The 18,896-nt window shown below is 65.8% G+C and carries 20 protein-coding genes; 9 read left to right on the forward strand and 11 right to left on the reverse strand.

Annotated features, from left to right (window positions below; all coding sequences use genetic code 11):
• The first annotated feature begins 60 nt into the window (after positions 1-60).
• Positions 61-720 carry a hypothetical protein gene (locus AC0L4C_RS04785; RefSeq protein ID WP_473402433.1) on the forward strand — a complete coding sequence of 220 codons (660 nt, stop codon included), beginning with the start codon at positions 61-63 and terminating at the stop codon, positions 718-720.
• A gap of 11 nt (positions 721-731) precedes the next feature.
• Positions 732-1,559: a hypothetical protein gene (locus tag AC0L4C_RS04790; RefSeq protein WP_473402435.1), complete on the forward strand. Its 828-nt coding sequence runs from the start codon at positions 732-734 to the stop codon at positions 1,557-1,559.
• Positions 1,560-1,566: 7 nt separating this feature from the next.
• Here the strand turns inward: AC0L4C_RS04790 and gshB are convergent, their stop codons facing one another.
• The 3 genes from gshB to rsmI form a co-directional block, all read right to left on the reverse strand.
• The gene (gene gshB, locus AC0L4C_RS04795) at positions 1,567-2,511 is read right to left on the reverse strand and encodes a glutathione synthase (protein ID WP_473402436.1); all 945 of its coding nucleotides are present in this window, start codon (positions 2,509-2,511) and stop codon (positions 1,567-1,569) included.
• Positions 2,512-2,626: 115 nt separating this feature from the next.
• Positions 2,627-3,013, reverse strand: a complete 387-nt coding sequence (locus tag AC0L4C_RS04800; protein WP_473402437.1) for a YraN family protein — start codon at positions 3,011-3,013, stop codon at positions 2,627-2,629.
• Positions 2,982-3,878, reverse strand: a complete 897-nt coding sequence (rsmI, locus tag AC0L4C_RS04805; protein WP_473402439.1) for a 16S rRNA (cytidine(1402)-2'-O)-methyltransferase — start codon at positions 3,876-3,878, stop codon at positions 2,982-2,984. The genes AC0L4C_RS04800 and rsmI overlap by 32 nt, the downstream gene beginning before the upstream one ends.
• Before the next feature lie 125 nt (positions 3,879-4,003).
• Between rsmI and AC0L4C_RS04810 the strand changes: the two genes are divergently transcribed.
• The 4 genes from AC0L4C_RS04810 to AC0L4C_RS04825 all read left to right on the forward strand — a co-directional run bounded on the left by AC0L4C_RS04810 (position 4,004) and on the right by AC0L4C_RS04825 (position 8,971).
• Entirely contained in the window at positions 4,004-5,218 is a 1,215-nt protein-coding gene (locus tag AC0L4C_RS04810; protein WP_473402440.1) for a penicillin-binding protein activator, read from the forward strand.
• Positions 5,219-5,287: 69 nt separating this feature from the next.
• Positions 5,288-6,481 carry an isoprenylcysteine carboxylmethyltransferase family protein gene (locus AC0L4C_RS04815; RefSeq protein WP_473402441.1) on the forward strand — a complete coding sequence of 398 codons (1,194 nt, stop codon included), beginning with the start codon at positions 5,288-5,290 and terminating at the stop codon, positions 6,479-6,481.
• Between the two features lie 67 nt (positions 6,482-6,548).
• Positions 6,549-7,946: a hypothetical protein gene (locus AC0L4C_RS04820; protein WP_473402442.1), complete on the forward strand. Its 1,398-nt coding sequence runs from the start codon at positions 6,549-6,551 to the stop codon at positions 7,944-7,946.
• Positions 7,943-8,971: a glycosyltransferase family 4 protein gene (locus tag AC0L4C_RS04825; protein ID WP_473402443.1), complete on the forward strand. Its 1,029-nt coding sequence runs from the start codon at positions 7,943-7,945 to the stop codon at positions 8,969-8,971. Before AC0L4C_RS04820 ends, AC0L4C_RS04825 begins: the two co-directional genes overlap by 4 nt.
• On the opposite strand, the gene AC0L4C_RS04830 is transcribed toward AC0L4C_RS04825, so the two are convergent.
• The 5 genes from AC0L4C_RS04830 to rph form a co-directional block, all read right to left on the reverse strand.
• Entirely contained in the window at positions 8,938-10,035 is a 1,098-nt protein-coding gene (locus AC0L4C_RS04830; RefSeq protein ID WP_473402445.1) for an acyltransferase family protein, read from the reverse strand. The genes AC0L4C_RS04825 and AC0L4C_RS04830 overlap by 34 nt on opposite strands.
• 119 nt (positions 10,036-10,154) lie before the next feature.
• A complete protein-coding gene (locus AC0L4C_RS04835; RefSeq protein ID WP_473402446.1) occupies positions 10,155-10,646 on the reverse strand; it encodes a YciE/YciF ferroxidase family protein in 492 nt (163 codons plus the stop codon).
• 77 nt (positions 10,647-10,723) lie between these two features.
• Positions 10,724-11,914, reverse strand: coding sequence for a radical SAM family heme chaperone HemW (hemW, locus tag AC0L4C_RS04840; RefSeq protein WP_473403451.1), 1,191 nt, complete (start codon positions 11,912-11,914; stop codon positions 10,724-10,726).
• Entirely contained in the window at positions 11,910-12,572 is a 663-nt protein-coding gene (locus AC0L4C_RS04845; protein ID WP_473402448.1) for a non-canonical purine NTP pyrophosphatase, read from the reverse strand. The genes hemW and AC0L4C_RS04845 overlap by 5 nt, the downstream gene beginning before the upstream one ends.
• The gene (gene rph / locus AC0L4C_RS04850; protein ID WP_473402449.1) at positions 12,572-13,285 is read right to left on the reverse strand and encodes a ribonuclease PH; all 714 of its coding nucleotides are present in this window, start codon (positions 13,283-13,285) and stop codon (positions 12,572-12,574) included. The genes AC0L4C_RS04845 and rph overlap by 1 nt, the downstream gene beginning before the upstream one ends.
• A 144-nt stretch (positions 13,286-13,429) precedes the next feature.
• Here rph and hrcA point away from each other — a divergent pair, with 144 nt between their 5' ends.
• On the forward strand, positions 13,430-14,521 hold the full coding sequence (gene hrcA / locus AC0L4C_RS04855) for a heat-inducible transcriptional repressor HrcA (protein ID WP_473402450.1): 1,092 nt from the start codon (positions 13,430-13,432) through the stop codon (positions 14,519-14,521).
• Positions 14,522-14,581: 60 nt separating this feature from the next.
• Positions 14,582-15,196: a nucleotide exchange factor GrpE gene (gene grpE, locus AC0L4C_RS04860; RefSeq protein WP_473402452.1), complete on the forward strand. Its 615-nt coding sequence runs from the start codon at positions 14,582-14,584 to the stop codon at positions 15,194-15,196.
• Between the two features lie 61 nt (positions 15,197-15,257).
• On the opposite strand, the gene AC0L4C_RS04865 is transcribed toward grpE, so the two are convergent.
• The 3 genes from AC0L4C_RS04865 to AC0L4C_RS04875 are packed head-to-tail and all read right to left on the reverse strand — an operon-like array spanning position 15,258 to position 16,612.
• A complete protein-coding gene (locus AC0L4C_RS04865; RefSeq protein ID WP_473402453.1) occupies positions 15,258-15,602 on the reverse strand; it encodes a hypothetical protein in 345 nt (114 codons plus the stop codon).
• Between the two features lies 1 nt (position 15,603).
• The gene (gene pncA, locus AC0L4C_RS04870; RefSeq protein WP_473402454.1) at positions 15,604-16,236 is read right to left on the reverse strand and encodes a bifunctional nicotinamidase/pyrazinamidase; all 633 of its coding nucleotides are present in this window, start codon (positions 16,234-16,236) and stop codon (positions 15,604-15,606) included.
• A gap of 13 nt (positions 16,237-16,249) precedes the next feature.
• A complete protein-coding gene (locus tag AC0L4C_RS04875; RefSeq protein ID WP_473402456.1) occupies positions 16,250-16,612 on the reverse strand; it encodes a hypothetical protein in 363 nt (120 codons plus the stop codon).
• A gap of 308 nt (positions 16,613-16,920) precedes the next feature.
• On the opposite strand from AC0L4C_RS04875, the gene dnaK reads away from it, so the two are divergent.
• Entirely contained in the window at positions 16,921-18,840 is a 1,920-nt protein-coding gene (dnaK, locus tag AC0L4C_RS04880) for a molecular chaperone DnaK (RefSeq protein ID WP_473402457.1), read from the forward strand.
• Positions 18,841-18,896: the final 56 nt, after the last annotated feature.

The raw sequence follows: 18,896 nt of genomic DNA on the forward strand, positions 1-18,896 counted from the left end.
TTGCCGCAATGCCCGGCGGGTCCACCGGCTGCTAGCCTTGCTGGGAAGCAGGAGGTGGATGTGAGCATCTTCTCGTCGGACAAAGCGCCCTATATCCTGGCCCTTCTCGTGGGGGTGGTCGGATGGTTCTTCACCACCGCCGTTACCGAGACCAAGGGCCGGGTGTTCCTGCACCATGACCTGAAGGTCGACCGGAGCGATCCGGACGCCAATTTTGCCGAACTGGCGCTCTACAACCAGTCGCTGGAAAAGGTGTTCGAGAGGGTCGAGGTGGTGCTGCGCTGCGAGGGCGGCGCGCCGTGTTTTCGCAGCCCCTCGAACGGCGCCATCAATGACTACATGACCGTGGTGGCAACGCCGCCATGGGCCATAGATGTGGTGGCCGACGGTACCGATGCTGCCCAGAGCATGATGCCGCGCATCCCGGCGGGGGCCTCGCTCGTCGTGCGGGTGAACCTCAAGACCGATGCGCCGCCGCCCGAACTCTTCTTCAGGGTGCCCGATACCGTCTCCGTCATCCCGGAGCTGAGCACAGGCTTTTCGATCTACGGCCTCGTGCTCCGGAACTACCTGCTGATCCTGGTGGTGGGCGGTGGGTTGGGGACGCTGGTGTTCATCATCTGGGCCTGGGGCGACCGCCCGAAGAATGGCGCTGCCAAGGTCGAAGCCGAAAAGCCCAGAGACGAGCTCAAGACTGCAGCGAGCGGAGGGGCGAGATGAGACGGACAGGATTGATCCTGGCACTGGTGGTGGCTTTGCCGCTGACGGCAGCGGGGCAGGATGGCGCGGCAGCGAGAAATGCGCTGTCGATCTCGATCATCGGTGTCGAGTGGGGATCGGGAAATGCAGTCCCGATCCGAGTCACGCGCAAGAAGGGCGAAGAGAGAACGGTGATCCCCGCTCTCGACGACTCGCCGGGGATGGTGCAGTTCGATGAGACCGACTGTTCGTACGCCGTGACCTATGTGGCACAGCCCGTGCCATCGATCCTCTACAACAGCGTGCAGCCGCAAATCTTCCGGGCGGACCGGCGCGAGTACCGCTTCACCTTTTTCCGCCAGGCTGAGCCGAGCAGCCTGACGGCCGATTTTGCCTATGGTTTCTTCACAGGACTCGAACCGGCGAGCTACGGACAGGCCCCGGAAATCATCCGGAACTTTGCCAATTCCGGGGACTGGGGCAGCGCGGCTTTCGTCAGTACCGAGGTGGCCGCCGCGCTGCGCGCACAAGGCGACTATCAGGGCGCGGCGAGTTTTCAGTCCGTGGCCGTGGCAGCGGGACTGCAGGCGGTGGAGATCGCGACGATTGGCCCCTCCGGGCCGTCGGATGACATAACACCGGAAAGGATTCTTGCGCCCTTGCTGACCGTCGGCCAGTCATCGCTGGTTCCAACGGGCGCCGGTGAAAACGCGATCACCCTATACCAGGAGGCGAACAAGCTGCCTGTCACCGGTAAACTCGACTGGTCGACCCTGCGGTCAACTTCGATACTCGCAAGTAAGAACATCGAGGCACTGGGGCAGTCCAAGCTCGAGGCGATTACCTCGCTCGACTTTTAGGCGGCACCTACGCCCGCCGTTTCTCGATGGCGTTCCAGATGGCGACGGCGATGTCGGGGCCGCCGAAGCGCTTGATTTCGCGGATGCCGGTGGGGGAGGTGACGTTGATTTCGGTGAGGTAGTCGCCGATGACGTCGATGCCGACAAAGATCATGTCGCGCTCCTTCAGCGCCGGGCCGATGGCGGCGCAGATCTCGCGTTCGTGGGCCGTCAGTTCGCTCAGCTCCGGGCGGCCGCCGACATGCATGTTGGAACGCGCCTCGCCATCGGATGGAATGCGGTTGAGGCCGGCGACCGGCTCGCCATCGATCAGGATGATGCGCTTGTCGCCCTTGCGGACGTCGGGCAGGTAGCGCTGGATCATGAAGGGTTCGCGATAGTTCTGCTCGAACAGTTCGAGCAGCGAGGCGAGGTTATGGTCGCCTTCCTGGATGAAGAAGACGCCGGCGCCGCCATTGCCGTAGAGCGGCTTGACGATGATGTTGCCGTGTTCCCGGCGGAAGGCGTAGATCAGCTCGCGGTCGCGGGTGACCAGCGTGGGCGGCATCAGTTCGGGGAAATCGGTGACAAGGATCTTTTCGGGCGCGTTGCGCACCGTGGCCGGCGGATTGACCACATAGGTTTTCGGGTGGATGCGCTCGAGCATGTGGGTGAGGGTGATGTAGTTCATGTCGAACGGCGGATCCTGCCGCATCAGCAGCACGTCATAGGCCGAGAGATCGGTGCGGGCGGCATCGCCGAGCGTGAAGTGCTCGCCCTTGGGGCGGTCGAAGACCTCGACCGGCGCGACCTTGGCCGTCACCACATTGTCGCGCAGCGCCAGCGAGTCGGGGGTGTAATAGGCCAGCTGATGGCCACGCGACTGCGCTTCGAGCATCATGGCGAAGGTGGAATCGCCAAGCGGGTTGATGCTGGCGATGGGATCCATCTGCACGGCGACTTTGAGCTTCATGGTTGGTCTTTCCCGGTCGTTGTCGTCCCGAGCCTGACGGAACGGGAGGGCGTGGCAGTGCCAGCGTTCCGCCCGCGTGGCACGGGGTCAGAGGAGGCCGCCCCGAGGCGACCCTTCAGCTGGCGTCGAAGGCATTCCTGACATGGCGCGGCCATCGGCGGGGCGCAAGAAAAATCACGTCGAAACGCAACGGGGTGGCGGCGAGGGCGGGGTGGCGGGAGAGGTAGTGCGCCGCGGCGCGGCTGATGCGGTGCTGGTTGACCGCCAGCAGGGCGTCGCGCTCGTGCCGGCCCGTAGCACGGCTCTTGACCTCGACAAAGACCGTGGTGCCGAAGCGACGCGCGATCAGATCGATCTCGCCGACGGGGGTCTTTTCGCGCATGGAAACGATGCGGTAGCCCTTGAGGCGGAGATACCAGGCCGCCAGCGTCTCGCCGCGGCGGCCATAGGTTTCGGCGCCCTGGCGGCGCTCACTTTTCGGCTTTGAGGGCGAGGGCGGCATCGTAGACCTCCTTGCGCTTGAGGCCGAAGCGCATGGTTACCTCGTCGACAGCGGCGCGCAGCGGCTGATCGGCGAGGGCAGCGCCGAGCGCCGCCTGCCAGTCCTCGGCAGCAATTTCCACCGCGGCGGCGCCAGCCACCAGAATCACCGCCTCGCCGCGCGTTTCCTCGGCGGCGAAGGCCGCGGCGAGCTCGGCGAGCGGACCGCGATGCAGGCGCTCGAAGCGCTTGGTGAGTTCGAGGGCGACGGCTGCCGGCCGCTCAGGGCCGAAGGCGTCGGCCATGGCGGCGAGCGCCGGAGCGAGGCGTCGCGGTGATTCGTAGAACACCAGTGTTTCACGTGAATCCCGAAGCCGGGCCAGCGCGTTGGCGCGCGCCCCGGCCTTGGGCGGCAGAAAACCGTGGAAGGCGAAGGCATCGGTCGGCAGGCCGGCGGTGGCGAGGGCGGCGAGCAGGGCGGACGGGCCGGGCACGGCAAACACCGGCAGGTCGGCCTCGCGCACGGCGCGCACCAGCGGAAAGCCCGGATCGGAGAGCAGCGGCGTGCCGGCATCGGAGATCAGCGCCACCTTGCCGCCACGGCGCAAATCGTCGAGCACGGCATCGATGCGGGCCCGTTCATTGTGCTCGTGCAGCGGCTTGCGCGGGGTGCGGATGCCGTAGTGATCGAGCAGGCGGGCGGACATGCGGGTGTCCTCGCAGTAGATCACATCAGCGGCGACAAGGGTTTCGAGGGCGCGGATGGTGATGTCGCGCAGGTTGCCGATCGGCGTGGCGACGACGTAGAGCCCGGGTGCCAGCGGCGGCGCATCGAGCGTCGCCCCGCCTACGAAATACTGGGTCGGCTTGCCTTCGATCTGCGTCACCTGCTGCCGGTCCTCATGATTAACAAAGAGTAGCGCCTTGCCTTTATGAGGCTGGCCGTCTCCTGTATACGCGAAAGAGCCCGTGTGCGGCGGGGAAGGTGCAGACGAATATCGAGGGGCAGCAAGTGAAATCTCGCGACGGGCAGCGCAAGGCCAGAGCGCTGAGTTGGTTCGGGCTGGGTGCTGCCACGCTGTTTGTCCTGGCGGCCTGTTCGCCGGGCGGGTTCGATATCTCGCGCGGTTTCGGGCCGCAGGCCAATATCGGCGAGAGCACGCTGCCGCTGGCGGCGGGACAGAGCTTCGGCAAGGGGCCGGTGCGGGTGGCGCTGCTGCTGCCGCTGACCGGCGACCCGGCGCTGGCGAGCGTCGGCGTGTCGATGGCCAATGCCAGCCGGCTGGCCATCGACTTCATCGAAGCCAGCGACACCATTGCCGACAACATCACCGTGGTGCTCAAGGATACCGGGGCGACCGCCGCCGGCGCGGCGCAGGCCGCCAGCCAGGCGGTGCAGGAAGGCGCCAGCATCATCCTCGGGCCGCTGAAGGCCGACCAGGTGACCGCGGCGGGCAGCGTGGCCCGCGCCGCCGGGCTGACGGTGATCGGCTTTTCCAACAATTCCGGCGCCGCGTCGCCGGGGGTCTACCTGCTCAACGTGCTGCCGGAAAGCGAAGTGCGGCGCTCGATGAGCTATGCCAAGGGCCTGGGCAAGAAGGCCTATGCCGGGATCTTTCCCAATACCGATTTCGGCCGCATCCAGGAGGGCGCGTTCCGGCAGGCGACGGCCGACCTCGCGCTCAATGCCCGGGCAATCTACAATTTCTCCACCGAAGCGGAAGCGCGAACGGTGATCCAGCAGCTGGCGCCGGCGCTGCAGGCCGGCCAGATCGATGCGCTGTTCATCCCCGACCGGGCGACGGCGCCGAGCTTTGGCGTGCTGCTGCTCGAGGCGGGCGTGCCGCTGGGCAAGGTGCAGCTCATCGGCTCGGCCGACTGGAACGGCGACACCGCCATTGCCAGCACGCCCTATCTCGTCGGCGCCGTCTATCCGGCGGTGGACGAGACCGGTTACCAGGCGCTGGCACCCGAGTATGCCGCCAAGTTCGGCGGCACGCCGCATCCGCTGGCCACCATCGCCTATACGGCCACCATTCTCGCCAATGTCTCGACGCTGTCGATGTCGACGCCGAAATATGACCGGGCGCAGCTGACGCTGCCCGGCGGCTTCAACGGCCGCGACGGCGTGTTCCGCTTCCTGGCGGACGGGCGCTGCGAATATGCGCTGGTGATGAAGGCGGTGACGCCGGGTGGCTCGACGCTGGCCGACGGCCCCAAACTGTAGCTGGCGCTTAAGCTTGTCTGAACCGTCAGCGGCTAGACTGGCCGCATGTCGTTCGAGAAGACAGCAGCATTGGCCAGTCCTGCCGCCGCGCCCCGCGCGGATGCGCCGGTATCGACGCTGCCTTATCGCGATGGTTATGCCGGCCTGATCGGGCTCTGCGCGGCGTGGCTGCTGGTGATGGCGGTGCGCCCGCACCCGCTGATCGGCACGTGGATCGTGCTGCTGGCCACGGCGCTGCCGATGCTGGCTTGCGAACTGCACCGCACCAAGCCAGGCACACGACGACGGCAGGGATTTGCGCCGCTGGCCTGGGGCATCGGCTTTGTGCTGGCGACGCTGCCGTTTGCCGTCTTTCACGCGCAGGGCGGCGGACTGGATGGCTGGCAGATCGTCTGGCTGATCGTGGCGCCGGGCTTCGTGCTGCGCTGGATGGCCGAGTTTGCGCGCAACGGGACGGTCTCGGGCGGCTTTCCGCTGCTGCTGGGGCAGGCACTGCTGCCGCCCGACCGGCAGAAGCTGCGGGCGCTGGCCGGGCCGGCACGGCTCTGGGCGCTCAAGGCGATTTTCATTCCGCTCTATGGGGCCAGCCTGTTTGCGCTGGTCAACCTCGGACTGACCACGGACATGGCAGCACCGCTGGGCTGGCTGATGCTGATCGTGGTGTTTGCCTATACCGTCGACCTGACCTTTGGCCTGACCGGCTATCTGTTTGCCTCCAACGATCTGGCCCCGACCATGCGCTCGACGCAACCGCTGGTGATCGGATGGATCGTCTGCCTGGCCTGCTATGGCCCGGTGTTTGCGCACTGGCCGGCTTTCGAGGCGGTGGTGCACGCCGAAATCGGCTGGCCGGAACAGCTGGTGGCCGGCCCGGTGACGATTGCGGCGGCCATCGCCCTTTTGGCGCTGCTGGCGCTCTACGCCTCGGCCAGCGTGCATTTCGGCCTGCGGTTCTCCAACCTGTCCAACCGCGGTGTGGTGGCGGCCGGCCCCTACAGGCTGATGAAGCATCCGGCCTATTTCGCCCATGCCGCCAACGCCTGGCTGATCGCGCTGGTGCTGATGCCGGCGGGCGGCATCGAGCTGGGCCTGTCGCAATGGCTGGTGCCGGTAGCGTTCACGGCGCTCTACTGGGCTCGCGCCCGGACCGAAGAGATGCATATGCGGGAAGACCCCGCCTATGTCGCCTATGCCGACTGGATCGACCGGCACGGCCTGCTGGCGCGGCTGCTGCAGACGCTCGGGCGGCGGCCCCCGGCTTAACGTCAAATTATCGCTGCCGGGGCTTATGTCGGCGAGCCGCGACAACGTGGCGAAGGACGGTTGGGCGATGGCAAAGCTGTTTGCGCTGGGCGCGTATTTCTATCAGGCGGCGCTGGCGTTCGGGCTGCTGATCGTGGTGGCGCGCATCCTGCCGGCGCATGACTATGCCAGCTATTCGATCTTTGTGGCGACCAGCCAGTTCACCGCCATCAGTTTTTTCGAGTGGATCCGCTTTGCCTGCTCGCGCTTCTATCCCGGCCAGACGGCCGACAGCGAAGCGGCGCAACGCGCGACAATGACAGTGGAGGCGGGCGCCGCGGCACTGGCCTGCGCGCTGGCGGGGCTGGTCGCGGCGCTGCTGGGGCTGCCGCTCGAGCTGGCGCTGATGGGTGTGGGCGTTGCCGTTCTGCAGGGTGGCACTGACCTGCATCTGACGCTGGTGCGGTTTCGGCGGCAGTTCCGGATGTTCTCGCGGCTGCAGGGATTGCGAGCCAGCCTGCTGGCCGCCGGAACCATCGGCGGCGCGCTGCTGCTGCCGAGCTTGACCGGGGCGGCGCTGGGCCTGCTCGGCGCCTATGCGATCTATGCCGCCATCGGCACCGTGGCGACGCAGCGGGAGCAGCTGCCGCGCGGACAGTGGGATGCGGCGCTGGCGCGGGAGCATCTGAGCTATGGCAGCGTGTCGGCGGGGGCCTCGATGCTGGGCCTGCTGGCACCGCTCGGGCTGCGGCTGATTCTTGCCAATACGCTCGGAACGCAGGCGGCGGCCGGGGCATTGCTGGCGGTGGACCTCTTGCAGCGGCCGTTCGTGCTGATGGTTTCGGCCCTGCAGGCGGTGCAGTATCCCGATGTGGTGAGCGCCTATGATGCACCGGACCGGCAGGGGTTGCGGCGGCATCTGGGGCAGTATTACGCGCTGCTGGTGACGCTCTGCGTGCTGACTGGGGCGGGGATTCTCGCCATTCTCGTGCCGGTGGCCGAACTGGCGGTGGCGCCGGACCTGCGGACTGGTTTCTTCGAGGTGGCGCCGCTGCTGGTGCTGCTCTTTCTGTTGCGCAGCCTGACGCAGAACCTGTCGACGACCCCGGCGCATCTGCGCAAGAACCTGATGCAGATGCTGGTGCTGGCGCTGATCGACTGCCTCGGGCTGACACTGCTGGCCGGACTGGGCGCGCTGCTGCCGGGGGCCGGCGGCCTGCTGGTGATTGCCGGCGCGGCGGCCGGGACGGTAATTGCCGGACTGGTGGGGCTCAAAATCCTGCTGTCGCTGCCGTTCGAGATATTTGGCCAGCCGATGCTGGTCGCGGCGCTGGCTCTAGTACCGCCATTGCTGCTGCTGGCCTGGCCGGTCGGCGGGCCGGTGGTGGCGACGCTGGGCAGCATCGGCAGTGTCGGTGTTTTGAGCCTGGCGGCGCTCTACGCGCTCTATCGGGCGATGCGGCCGAGGGACGGGAGTTTGGCATGAGCGCGGTGACGATGAATGCACGCGTGCTGAAGGTACCGTCGAACGGGCAACGCCGGGTGGCCGACGAGATCAACCGCCGGCTCGGGCTGGCGACGCTGGCGCCGCCGGACTGGATGGCCTCGGGGCTCAAGGGGCATGGCTGGGAGCAGACGCTGCTGCCGCTGCTGATGGGCGGGCGGCCGCTCTGGAGTCCGTCGACCTCGGCCCCGGTGTTCTATCGCAACCAGGTGGTGACGGTGCACGACATCGGCTTTGTCGATGTGCCGCAATATTATGCGCCGCGCTTTGCCGCCACCTATCGGGCCATCGTCAGGCAATTGGCCGGCCGGGTGCGGCACATCGTGACGGTCTCGGAATTTTCACGGGCCCGCATCTGCGCGGAATACGGGCTGGGTGCGGATGAGGTGACGGCGATCCCGCTGGGGGTGGCCGCAGCGTTCCGGCAGCGCGATGCAGCCGAGATCGCGGCGATGCGGGCCGCGCATGGGCTGGGTGACGCACCTTATCTCGTGGCGTTTTCCGGGGCCGATCCGCGCAAGAATACCGAGGGCATATTGCGCGCCTGGGCGGCGCTCGACGGAGAGCGCGGCGACGGGCAACTGGTGCTGTTCGGGCGGGTGTCGAACAGCGCGGTGTTCGGGCAGGCGGCGACAGCGCAGGCGCTGCCGGGCGTGGTGCGGGTCGGCGGGGTGTCGGACGACGATCTGGCGCGGCTTTATGGCGGATCGAACGGACTGGTGTTTCCGAGCTTTTATGAGGGCTTCGGGCTGCCGATCATCGAGGCGGCCGCTAGCGGCGCGCCGGTGATCACCAGCCGGGGCGGGGCGATGGAGGAGGTGGCGCCGACGGACGCCATGCTCATCGACCCGGCGCAGACGGACGAGCTGGCCGCGGCCATGCTGAGGGCCTTGCGGTCGCAGCCGAGTGCGGCGGAACGCGAGCATGGCGCCCTCGCGACACGGCGTTTTTCCTGGGATGCGGCGGCGGCGAGCTATGCCGCGATCTTTTCGAGGGTCTTTGGCTGAACCGACAGCCGGGCGCCGAGCCAGTGCGTCAGACGGCGCTCGACCAGCAGATAGACGAGAACGGCGACGCCCAGGGCGCCGAGCAATACCGCTGGCAACATGACCCAGCCGGACAGGCCGACGCGCCGCAGCAATAGCGCCGCGGCATTGATGGCAAAGGGATGCGACAGATAGAGCGCATAAGACGCATCGCCGCCCAAGGCGAGGAAGCGGCCCGGGCGCGTTGCGGCGTCGAACGGCATGAAGGCAAAGCCGAGAACGATCAGCGCGGCGGGGAGGCCGGCCGAGATAAAGCGGGCGTCGCCGGGGCTGCCGAAAAGCGGCTCGATCGTCAGCAGAAGCGCTGCACCGCTGGCTGCCAGCGCCCAGCAGAGCACCGGAGAGAGGGTGACGCCACGGCGCCTGAAGGCGGCGATGCCGATGCCGAACAGGAACTCGATGATGATCGGATCGGTCCAGAAGCGGAGCTGGGTGGCGGCGGGGTCGACCAGCGGATGGGCAATCGCCAGCAGGGTGAATACGGCCAGCAGCGCCGGCAGGCCGGCGCGCCGCGGCAGCAGCAGGGCCAGTGCGAACAGCACGTAGAAGAACATTTCGTAGTTCAGCGTCCAGCCGAGCCCCAGAACCGGATGCGGCAATCCGGACGAATCGAGCCACGGTATGAAGGCAAAGGATGCCGCGACATGGGCAGCATCCAGGGTGCTGTGCGAAAGCACGCTGGCGAACAGCAGGGTCGCGACCAGCATGGCGATGGTGAACAGCCAGTAGATCGGCACGAGGCGGATGAAGCGCTTGGCAAGAAAGCGGCCGGAGGCGCCGGGGACACCGAACTCGGTGCCGGCAATATGGAACATGATGAAGCCGCTGATGACGAAGAAGACGTCGACGCCGTTGCCCCAGGGCAGGCGAGCGAGCGGCGCGAATGTCGCGGCATCCAGAAAACCCAGATCGATCCCTTCGGTCAGGCTATGACCGAACAGCACCGAGAGGGCCGCAAAAAAGCGCAGCGCCTGCAGGGCATGAAGGCGATCGGCGGAGGGCGAGGAACGCAAGGGTTCGGACATGCCGCGAGGCTAGCGGAAGATCGCTAAAACGGCGTCAATGACGGCCCCTGCATTTGTCGGTTCAAGGCATGAAGAAGGGGCCCGCGAACGGGCCCCCTGGGGATCAGGCAGGTTTGAGATCAGGCCGCCTTGAGGTTGGCCTGCGACTGGCCGAGCTGGGACAGCTTCTGGTCGGTGGCGGACTCTTCCTGCAGGGTCTGGTCGAGCAGCTTGACGGCATCTTTCATGCCGAGCTGGTTGGCCCAGGACTTGAGCGTGCCGTAGCGGGCCATCTCGTAATGTTCGACGGCCTGGGCGGCGGAGATCAGACCGGCATCGAGGGCAGCGGTGCCCTTGTACTCGTCCATGATTTCCTTGCCTTCCTCGATGATGCCGAGGATGGCGTCGCAGGTCTTGCCGCGAGCCGGCTTGCCGAGCAGTTCGAAGATCTGCTCGAGGCGATCGACGTGACCTTCGGTCTCGTCCCGGTGGGTCTCGAAGCCAGCCTTGAGCTCGTCCGACTGAGCAGCCTTGGCCATCTTGGGCAGGGCCTTGAGGATCTGCTTTTCAGCGAAATAGATATCCTTGAGGGTATCAAGGAAGAGGTCGTCGAGGGTCTTTTCAGAAGCCACTTGTACTCTCCATCGGTGAGCGCCGGAATTGGCGTTGCCAGATGAAGTTCGAAGCGGCGAGTTGGTTGCAGACTGGCTCAGGCGGCGAGATCGGCGACCACGGCGTCGAGCACCGGCCAGCCCTTGTCGGTGACGCGAATGAAACCGTTGGGCAGGGTTTCGACAAAGCCGATGGACTTGAGCTCGTTGATCTGGCGATCCGAGATGGCCCGGCCCGAGAGCCTGGTGAAGCGGCTCGGATCGATGCCTTCACGCAGGCGGAGGCCCATGACCAGCAGTTCGTCGCCCTCTTCTTCCCAGGTCAGGATGTCGTCGGTGACGAGGCCATGGCCGCGCTGGGCAACCCTGGCCTGCCAGTCGAAGGGCATTTTCTCGGCGGCGGTGGCATGGCGCTGGTTGTCGATCAGCAGGCGGCCATGGGCGCCGGGGCCGATGCCGACATATTCGCCATAGCGCCAGTAGAGCAGATTGTGGCGGCTTTCCTGGCCGGGACGGGCGTGATTGGAAATCTCGTAGGCCGGCAGGCCGGCTTTGGCAGTGAGTTCCTGGGTCAGCTCGTAGAAGTCGGCGCTGAGGTCCTCGTCCGGCATCTTCAGCTTGCCGGCATTGAACAGGTCATAGTAGCGCGTGCCCATCTCGATAGTAAGCTGATAGAGCGACAGGTGGCCCTGGGCCAGCCAGAGCGCCTCGGTCAGCTCGTCCTGCCATTCGTCGAGGGTCTGGCGCGGGCGGGCATAGATCAGATCAAAGCTCGAGCGCGGGAAAATCGACTGCGCCAGCCGGACGGCGGCGACCGCCTCGTCGACGCTGTGGCGGCGGCCGAGTTCGGCCAGCGGGCCTTCGCGCAGCGACTGCACGCCGAGCGAGACGCGATTGACGCCGGCGGCGCGATAGCCGCGGAAGCGGTCGGCCTCGACCGAGGTCGGGTTGGCCTCGAGGGTGATCTCGACGTTCTTGTCGACTTCCCAATGGGCGCCGATGGCATCGAGAATGGCGCCGACCGAGCGCGGGTCCATCAGCGACGGGGTGCCGCCACCGAAGAACACCGAGTTCACCTTGCGGCCGGGGACCAGCCGCGCAAAGTGGGCGATTTCAGCGGCATAGCTCGCCACATAACCTGATTCATCGAAGGCGCCGCGATGCACGTGCGAGTTGAAATCGCAGTACGGGCACTTGGCTGCGCAGAACGGCCAATGCACGTAAATGCCGAACAGGCCGTTGCCGCGGCCTTCGTTGCTCTGCCGGAAGTCGACGGCGCCAGGGCTAATTGTCAACAATGCCTCCGAGTGCGTCGTCGACGAATAGGGAGAAGGCACGGGCGCGGTGGCTGAGGCCGGTCTGGCCGCGCACGAAACCGTTCTTGGTGGATGACGGCATTTCGCCAAAGGTGATGTCGAAGCCGTCGGGCATGAAGACCGGGTCGAAGCCGTGACCCATATCGCCGCGCGGCGGCCAGACGATGGTGCCATCAACCTTGCCGACATAGAGCTGGTCACGCCCGTCAGGATGGGCGAGGCAGAGCGTGGCGTTGAAAGCACCCTTGCGCTCGGCCGGGCTCTGCGCCCCGGCGGCCTGCAGCGCATCCTCGACGCGGCGCATGCCGACAGCGAAATCGCGACCGTTGGAGGTTTCCGCCCAGTTGGCAGTGTAGACGCCCGGCTGTCCGCCGATGGCGTCGACGGTGAGGCCCGAATCATCGGCCAGCGACATGCAGTTGGCGGCGCTGGCGCAGGCGTGCGCCTTTATGCGGGCGTTCTCGATGAAGGTGGTGCCGGTTTCGTCGGGCTCGGGCAGGCCAAGTTCGCCGGCCGACACGATGTCGAGCCCGAAGGGCGCCAGCAGCGCCTGGAATTCGACGAGCTTGCCGGCATTGTGGGTCGCCAGCACCAGCCGGTCGCCGCGCCGCAATGTCAGCTTGCCGGCCATCAGGCGAGTGCCGCCTGCTGGATGGCCGTCAGTTCGCCAATGCCCTTTTCGGCCAGCGCCATGAGCTGGTTGAGCTCGTCGCGGCTGAACGGCACCTGTTCGGCAGTGCCCTGGATCTCGACGAACTTGCCCGAGCCGGTGATGACGAAATTGGCATCTGTATGGGCCTCGACGTCCTCGAGGTAGTCGAGATCGAGCACCGGGCTGCCACGGAAGATGCCGCAGGAGACGGCGGCAAGCGAATCACGCAGCGGTTCGCCCTTGGTGAGGTTGCGGGCCTTGAGCCAGGCGATGGCATCGGCCAGCGCGATATAGGCGCCGGTGATCGAGGCCGTGCGGGTGCCGCCATCGGCCTCGAGCACGTCGCAGTCGATGGTGATCTGGTTTTCGCCGAGTGCCTGCATGTCGACGACGGCGCGCAGCGAGCGGCCGATGAGGCGCTGGATTTCCTGGGTGCGGCCAGACTGCTTGCCGGCTGTGGCCTCGCGCCGGGTGCGCGAACCGGTGGCCCGCGGCAGCATGCCGTATTCGGCGGTGACCCAGCCCAGGCCCTGGCCGCGGCGCCACGGCGGCAGGCTGGTTTCGACCGATGCCGTCACGAAGACCTTGGTGGAGCCGAAGCAGACGAGGCACGAGCCTTCTGCCTTCGGGGCCACGTTGCGTTCGAGCGTGACCGCCCGCATCTCGTCTAGTGCCCGTCCGGAAGGCCGCATAAAATACTCGCTTTCTTGCTGTTAACCGCCTCTTAACCTTAGTCGGACGCACGAACAATGCCGCAGCGCTATCGCCAACCGCCGTTTTTGCCTAAATGGTGAAGATGAGCGGCGCCATCTCGGCGCCATGCCGATGAATGACAGATGAACAAGGTACCAGAGGACTTTCTCGCGGTTCTCAACAGCCGCAGCCAGGATATCTTCAAGCGACTGGTGGAGCGCTATATCGAAACCGGCTCGCCGGTGGGCTCGCGCGACCTGAGCCGCATGCTGTCGGTGGGGCTGTCGCCGGCCTCGGTGCGCAACGTGATGGCCGATCTCGAGGACCTCGGACTGATCGCGGCGCCGCACACCTCAGCGGGGCGGGCACCGACGCAGGAAGGGCTGCGGTTCTTCGTCGATGCGATGCTGGAAGTCGGCGGCGTCGACGAGCGCGAGCGGCAGGCGATCGAAAAGCAGATCCAGGGGCCGGCGCGCGAAGGCAAGGTCGAGGACGTGCTGACCGAGGCGAGCCAGCTGCTCTCCGGGCTCAGCCATGGCGCCGGCGTGGTGATCGCCCACAAGTCGGACCTGATGCTGCGGCATATCGAATTCGTGCGGCTGGATGCGCAATCGGCGATGGTGGTGCTGGTGGGGCAGGACGGATCGGTGGAAAACCGTATCGTCGAACTGCCGCCGGGGCTGACCTCGAGCGCGCTGACCCAGGCGGGCAACTACCTGGCGCATCTGGCGACGGGCAAGACGCTGGCCGAGGCGCGGCTGGCGCTGCAGAACCAGCGCGCCGAGCAACTGGCCGAGCTCGACGACCTGACCCGCAAGCTGGTCGAGGCCGGCATGGCGCAGCTGTCGGACAACGGCAAGACGGCGCCGACCCTGATCGTGCGCGGCCGCGCCAATCTGATCAACGATGCCATGGCCTCGGAAGACCTGGGCCGCATGCGGCAGCTGTTCGACGAGCTGGAAAGCAAGGAAGGGCTGATCGAGCTCCTGGGAGACGCCGAAAAGGCGCAGGGCGTGAAGATCTTCATCGGCTCGGAGAACAAGCTGTTCTCGCTCTCGGGATCGTCGGTCATCCTGTCGCCGTACAAGGATGCCAACGAGAAGGTGGTGGGCGTGCTGGGCGTCATCGGGCCGACGCGGCTCAACTATGCGCGCATCGTGCCGGTGGTCGACTACACCGCCAATGTCATCAGTGCGATGATGTCGCGAAAGTCCGGACAGGACCGCAAGGCTTGAATCTTGCGGCGCGTTGGCCGATATGCGGGGCAATTGCGAACAACAGGTTGCGAAACGACAATGATGAGTGACGAGACTGCCGCCGGTACAGACACCCAGGATGACGTGACGCCGGCCGAAGGTGCCGCCACCGACGCTTCGGCCACGCCCGAGGCGGATCCGATCGAGGCGCTGCGCGCCGAGAACGCCGACATGCGCGACCGGCTGCTGCGCGCCGTGGCCGAGATGGAAAACCTGCGCAAGCGGACGGAACGCGAAGTGGCCGACACCCGGTCCTATGCGATTGCCGGTTTTGCCCGCGACATGCTGACGGCCACCGATTCGCTGAGCCGGGCGCTGACGATGCTGCCGGCCGAGGCGCGCGAAACCGCCGACGGCACCACCAAATCGCTGATCGACGGCATCGAGATGACCGAACGCGAGATGCAGCGGCTGCTGGCCAAGCACGGCGTCAAGCCGATCGAGGCGGAAGGGCAGAAGTTCGACCCGCATCGCCACCAGGCCATGTTCGAAGTGCCCGATCCGACGCATCCGGAGGGCACCGTGGTGCAGGTGGTGCAGGCCGGCTTCGCCATTGGCGACCGGGTGCTGCGCCCGGCCATGGTGGGCGTCGCCAAGGGCGCCCCGACCGCGACCGAACACGCCCAGGACGGTGGCATCGACAAGCAGGTCTGATTTTTCAGGACCGGCCAGAACGTGAGGGCGCCGCAAGGCGCCCTTTTTCATGGCCCGACGGTCAGCCGTGGAGCAGGGCCTCGCAGCTTTCGACGGGGTAGCTGGCGGCGGGGGTTTCGAGCTGGATGTAGACCGCGTCGTCATAGGACTGGATGATCGAGGAGATGCGATCGTCGGTGACGCGGTCGGCGCGCAGCAGGGCGATGCCTTTTTTGGTCAGGATGGCGGCGAGCCGGTCGTAGAGCTCGGTTTCCTCGTTGTCGCTCTGTTCGGAGGCGTCATTGGCAAGCTGCGCGTAGGCGCTGGCGCACCAGAGGACGTGGTCGGTCTCGTGCGAAATCGCCTGCGCGGCGGCAGGCGCAGCGGCAAGGGTCAGGAGTGCGGAGAGGGCGAACAGTCTTTGCATATCAGGATATATCTTGTGAGGTGATCCGACGGACGCCGGCCTTGGTCATGTCGGACCATGCCGCCGCCAGCGAGCCGTTTGTATCGATGGCTCGTGTCAAATCTTCGACCACAAATGTCTCAAACCCGGCGGCGCGGGCGTCCAGTGCCGTCCAATTGACACAAAAGTCGGTGGCGAGGCCGGCGAGAAACAGCCGTTTGAAGCCGCGTTCGCGCAGATAGCCTTCGAGACCGGTCTTGGTCTTGCGGTCGGCCTCCTGGAAGCCGGAATAGGAATCGACGACCTCGTTGTAGCCCTTGCGGATGATCATCTCGCAATGCGGGATGTCGATCTCGCGCGAGAACTGGGCGCCGCGCGTGTTCCAGACGCAGTGATCGGGCCAGAGCACCTGCGGCCCGTAGGGCAGTTCCATGATCTGGAAGGGCTCGCTGCCCGCGTGGTTGGAGGCGAATGAAATATGGTCTTGCGGGTGCCAGTCCTGGGTCATGACCACGTGGTTGAACTTGCGGGCCAGTTCATTGATGGGCTGGACGATCTCGTCACCGCCGGTCACGGCGAGGCTGCCGCCGGGCAGAAAGTCATGTTGCAGGTCGACAACGATGAAGATGTCGTCGGGACGGATGGAAATCCACATGGATGGGCAAACCTCAGAGGTCGAGCAGAGCGGCGCAATCCTCGAAACTATAGGGGGGAGCGACAGCCGGATCGGTGCTCGCCAGCTGGGCGGCGATGTCGGTCTCGGTCTGGGCGTGCAGGGTCTCGAAATCCTCTTCGGTGTAGCCGGACTCGAGATAGCTGGCCTTGGCGCGGCCGATCAGACGCTGGGCGCCCTGCTTGTAGGGGTCGGTGACGGTGCGCACTTCGGGTGCCGCATCGGCCGGAACGTCGCGGGCTGCCAGATCGAAGGCGACGCCGCACCAGAAATCCTTGCTGGTCGCCTCGGCAATCTCCTGCGCCGCGATGGGAGTGGCAAGGAGCGAGAGGGCGGCAAGAACGAGCAGGCGGCGCATCGGGCACTTTCGGGTAAGGCGACGGGTCTTTTAGACCATACAATGGCTGCCAAAGCTATGCCGTGGCGGGGCGCGGGCCAAGCCCCGGCGCAGAAGCAGAGGCGGGACGGGCTTTTCCCCGCGGGCGCGACGGAAAGTGCCTTATTTCCTGTTTCGGGCCGCTTGCAGGGGGGGTAGCCCCCCCCTATATAGCGCTCTGAGGCCCGGCGACGGGCGTTAATCCAGAAGAGGAACCCGGCCCGCCCAGGGCAAAGGAACCGCCAGCGAGGGGTTCCAACCGGGTTCGCCAGGAAAGAGGCTCAGAAGTCATGGCTAAAGTTATCGGAATCGATCTGGGGACCACCAACAGCTGCGTTGCAGTGATGGACGGCTCGAATCCCAAGGTTATCGAAAATGCAGAAGGCGCGCGGACCACGCCGTCGATGGTGGCGTTCTCCAAGGACGGCGAGCGCCTTGTCGGCCAGCCAGCCAAGCGTCAGGCCGTCACCAATCCGGAAGGCACGCTGTTCGCGGTCAAGCGCCTGATCGGCCGCCGCTACGATGATCCCATGGTCAGCAAGGACAAGGGCCTGGTGCCCTACAAGATCGTCAACAGCGACAATGGCGACGCCTGGGTGGAGATCGAGAACAAGAAATATTCTCCGTCCGAAGTGTCGGCGATGATCCTCACCAAGATGAAGGAAACCGCCGAATCGTTCCTCGGCGAGACCGTCACGCAGGCGGTGATCACGGTGCCGGCCTATTTCAACGACAGCCAGCGTCAGGCCACCAAGGACGCCGGCAAGATTGCCGGCCTCGAAGTGCTGCGCATCATCAACGAGCCGACGGCCGCTGCACTGGCCTATGGCCTCGACAAGAAGAACACCGGCCTGATCGCGGTCTATGACCTGGGCGGCGGCACGTTCGACGTCTCGGTGCTCGAGATCGGCGACGGCGTGTTCGAGGTGAAGTCGACCAATGGCGACACCTTCCTCGGCGGCGAAGACTTCGACATGCGTCTGGTCGACTACTTCTCGGACGAGTTCAAGAAAGAGCAGGGCATCGACCTGCGCAAGGACAAGCTGGCACTGCAGCGCCTGAAGGAAGCAGCGGAAAAGGCCAAGATCGAACTCTCGAGCTCGACCCAGACCGAAATCAACCTGCCCTTCATCACTGCCGATGCCTCGGGTCCGAAGCACCTGACGCTCAAGCTCAGCCGCTCCAAGTTCGAGCAGCTGGTCGACGACCTGGTGCAGAAGACCATCGAGCCCTGCAAGCAGGCGCTCAAGGATGCCGGCGTGTCTGCCGCGCAGATCGACGAAGTGGTGCTGGTGGGCGGCATGAGCCGCATGCCCAAGGTCCAGGAAGTGGTCAAGCAGCTGTTCGGCAAGGAGCCGCACAAGGGCGTCAACCCGGATGAAGTGGTCGCCATGGGCGCTGCCATCCAGGCCGGCGTGCTGCAGGGCGACGTCAAGGACGTGCTGCTGCTCGACGTGACGCCGCTGTCGCTCGGCATCGAGACGCTGGGTGGCGTGTTCACCCGCCTGATCGACCGCAACACGACGATCCCGACCAAGAAGAGCCAGACCTTCTCGACGGCCGAGGACAATCAGTCGGCCGTGACCATCCGGGTGTTCCAGGGTGAGCGCGAGATGGCAGCCAACAACAAGCTGCTCGGCAATTTCGATCTCGCCGGTATCCCGCCCGCGCCGCGCGGCGTGCCGCAGGTCGAGGTCACCTTCGACATCGACGCCAACGGCATCGTGAACGTGTCGGCCAAGGACAAGGGCACCGGCAAGGAGCAGCAGATCCGCATCCAGGCCTCGGGTGGTCTGAGCGACGCCGACATCGAGCGCATGGTGGCGGAAGCCGAAGCCAATGCCGAGGGCGACAAGAAGCGCCGCGAGGCGGTGGAGGCCAAGAACCAGGCCGAATCGCTGATCCACTCGACTGAAAAGTCGCTCAAGGATTACGGCGACAAGGTCACGGCCGACGAGAAGGGCGCCATCGAGACGGCTATTGCCGACCTCAAGGGCGTGATCGACGGCGACGACGCCGACGCCATCAAGGAAAAGACCGGCGTCCTGGCCGAAGCTTCGATGAAGCTGGGCGAGGCCATGTACAAGGCCAGCCAGGCAGAGGCCGAGGCCAAGGCCGAAGGTTCGGATCAGGCGGATGACGCGGACGATGACGTCGTTGATGCCGAGTTCGAAGAGGTCAAGGACGACGACAACCAGAAGTCGGCCTAAGCCGCTTCAGGTTGACCATCAGGGGTCCGGCGCAAGCCGGGCCCCTTTTTGTTTGT

The sequence above is a fragment of the Devosia sp. J20-27 genome (genome assembly GCF_055808595.1).

What these genes read in the sequence shown, in the direction of transcription:
- gshB (WP_473402436.1), bottom strand. Translation starts at nt 2,511, where the DNA reads ATGAAGCTCAAAGTCGCCGTGCAGATGGATCCCATCGCCAGCATCAAC.
- AC0L4C_RS04800 (WP_473402437.1), bottom strand. Translation starts at nt 3,013, where the DNA reads ATGCCGCCCTCGCCCTCAAAGCCGAAAAGTGAGCGCCGCCAGGGCGCC.
- AC0L4C_RS04820 (WP_473402442.1), top strand. Translation starts at nt 6,549, where the DNA reads ATGGCAAAGCTGTTTGCGCTGGGCGCGTATTTCTATCAGGCGGCGCTG.
- AC0L4C_RS04825 (WP_473402443.1), top strand. Translation starts at nt 7,943, where the DNA reads ATGAGCGCGGTGACGATGAATGCACGCGTGCTGAAGGTACCGTCGAAC.
- AC0L4C_RS04830 (WP_473402445.1), bottom strand. Translation starts at nt 10,035, where the DNA reads ATGTCCGAACCCTTGCGTTCCTCGCCCTCCGCCGATCGCCTTCATGCC.
- AC0L4C_RS04845 (WP_473402448.1), bottom strand. Translation starts at nt 12,572, where the DNA reads ATGGCCGGCAAGCTGACATTGCGGCGCGGCGACCGGCTGGTGCTGGCG.
- rph (WP_473402449.1), bottom strand. Translation starts at nt 13,285, where the DNA reads ATGCGGCCTTCCGGACGGGCACTAGACGAGATGCGGGCGGTCACGCTC.
- hrcA (WP_473402450.1), top strand. Translation starts at nt 13,430, where the DNA reads ATGAACAAGGTACCAGAGGACTTTCTCGCGGTTCTCAACAGCCGCAGC.
- grpE (WP_473402452.1), top strand. Translation starts at nt 14,582, where the DNA reads ATGATGAGTGACGAGACTGCCGCCGGTACAGACACCCAGGATGACGTG.
- AC0L4C_RS04865 (WP_473402453.1), bottom strand. Translation starts at nt 15,602, where the DNA reads ATGCAAAGACTGTTCGCCCTCTCCGCACTCCTGACCCTTGCCGCTGCG.
- pncA (WP_473402454.1), bottom strand. Translation starts at nt 16,236, where the DNA reads ATGTGGATTTCCATCCGTCCCGACGACATCTTCATCGTTGTCGACCTG.
- AC0L4C_RS04875 (WP_473402456.1), bottom strand. Translation starts at nt 16,612, where the DNA reads ATGCGCCGCCTGCTCGTTCTTGCCGCCCTCTCGCTCCTTGCCACTCCC.
- dnaK (WP_473402457.1), top strand. Translation starts at nt 16,921, where the DNA reads ATGGCTAAAGTTATCGGAATCGATCTGGGGACCACCAACAGCTGCGTT.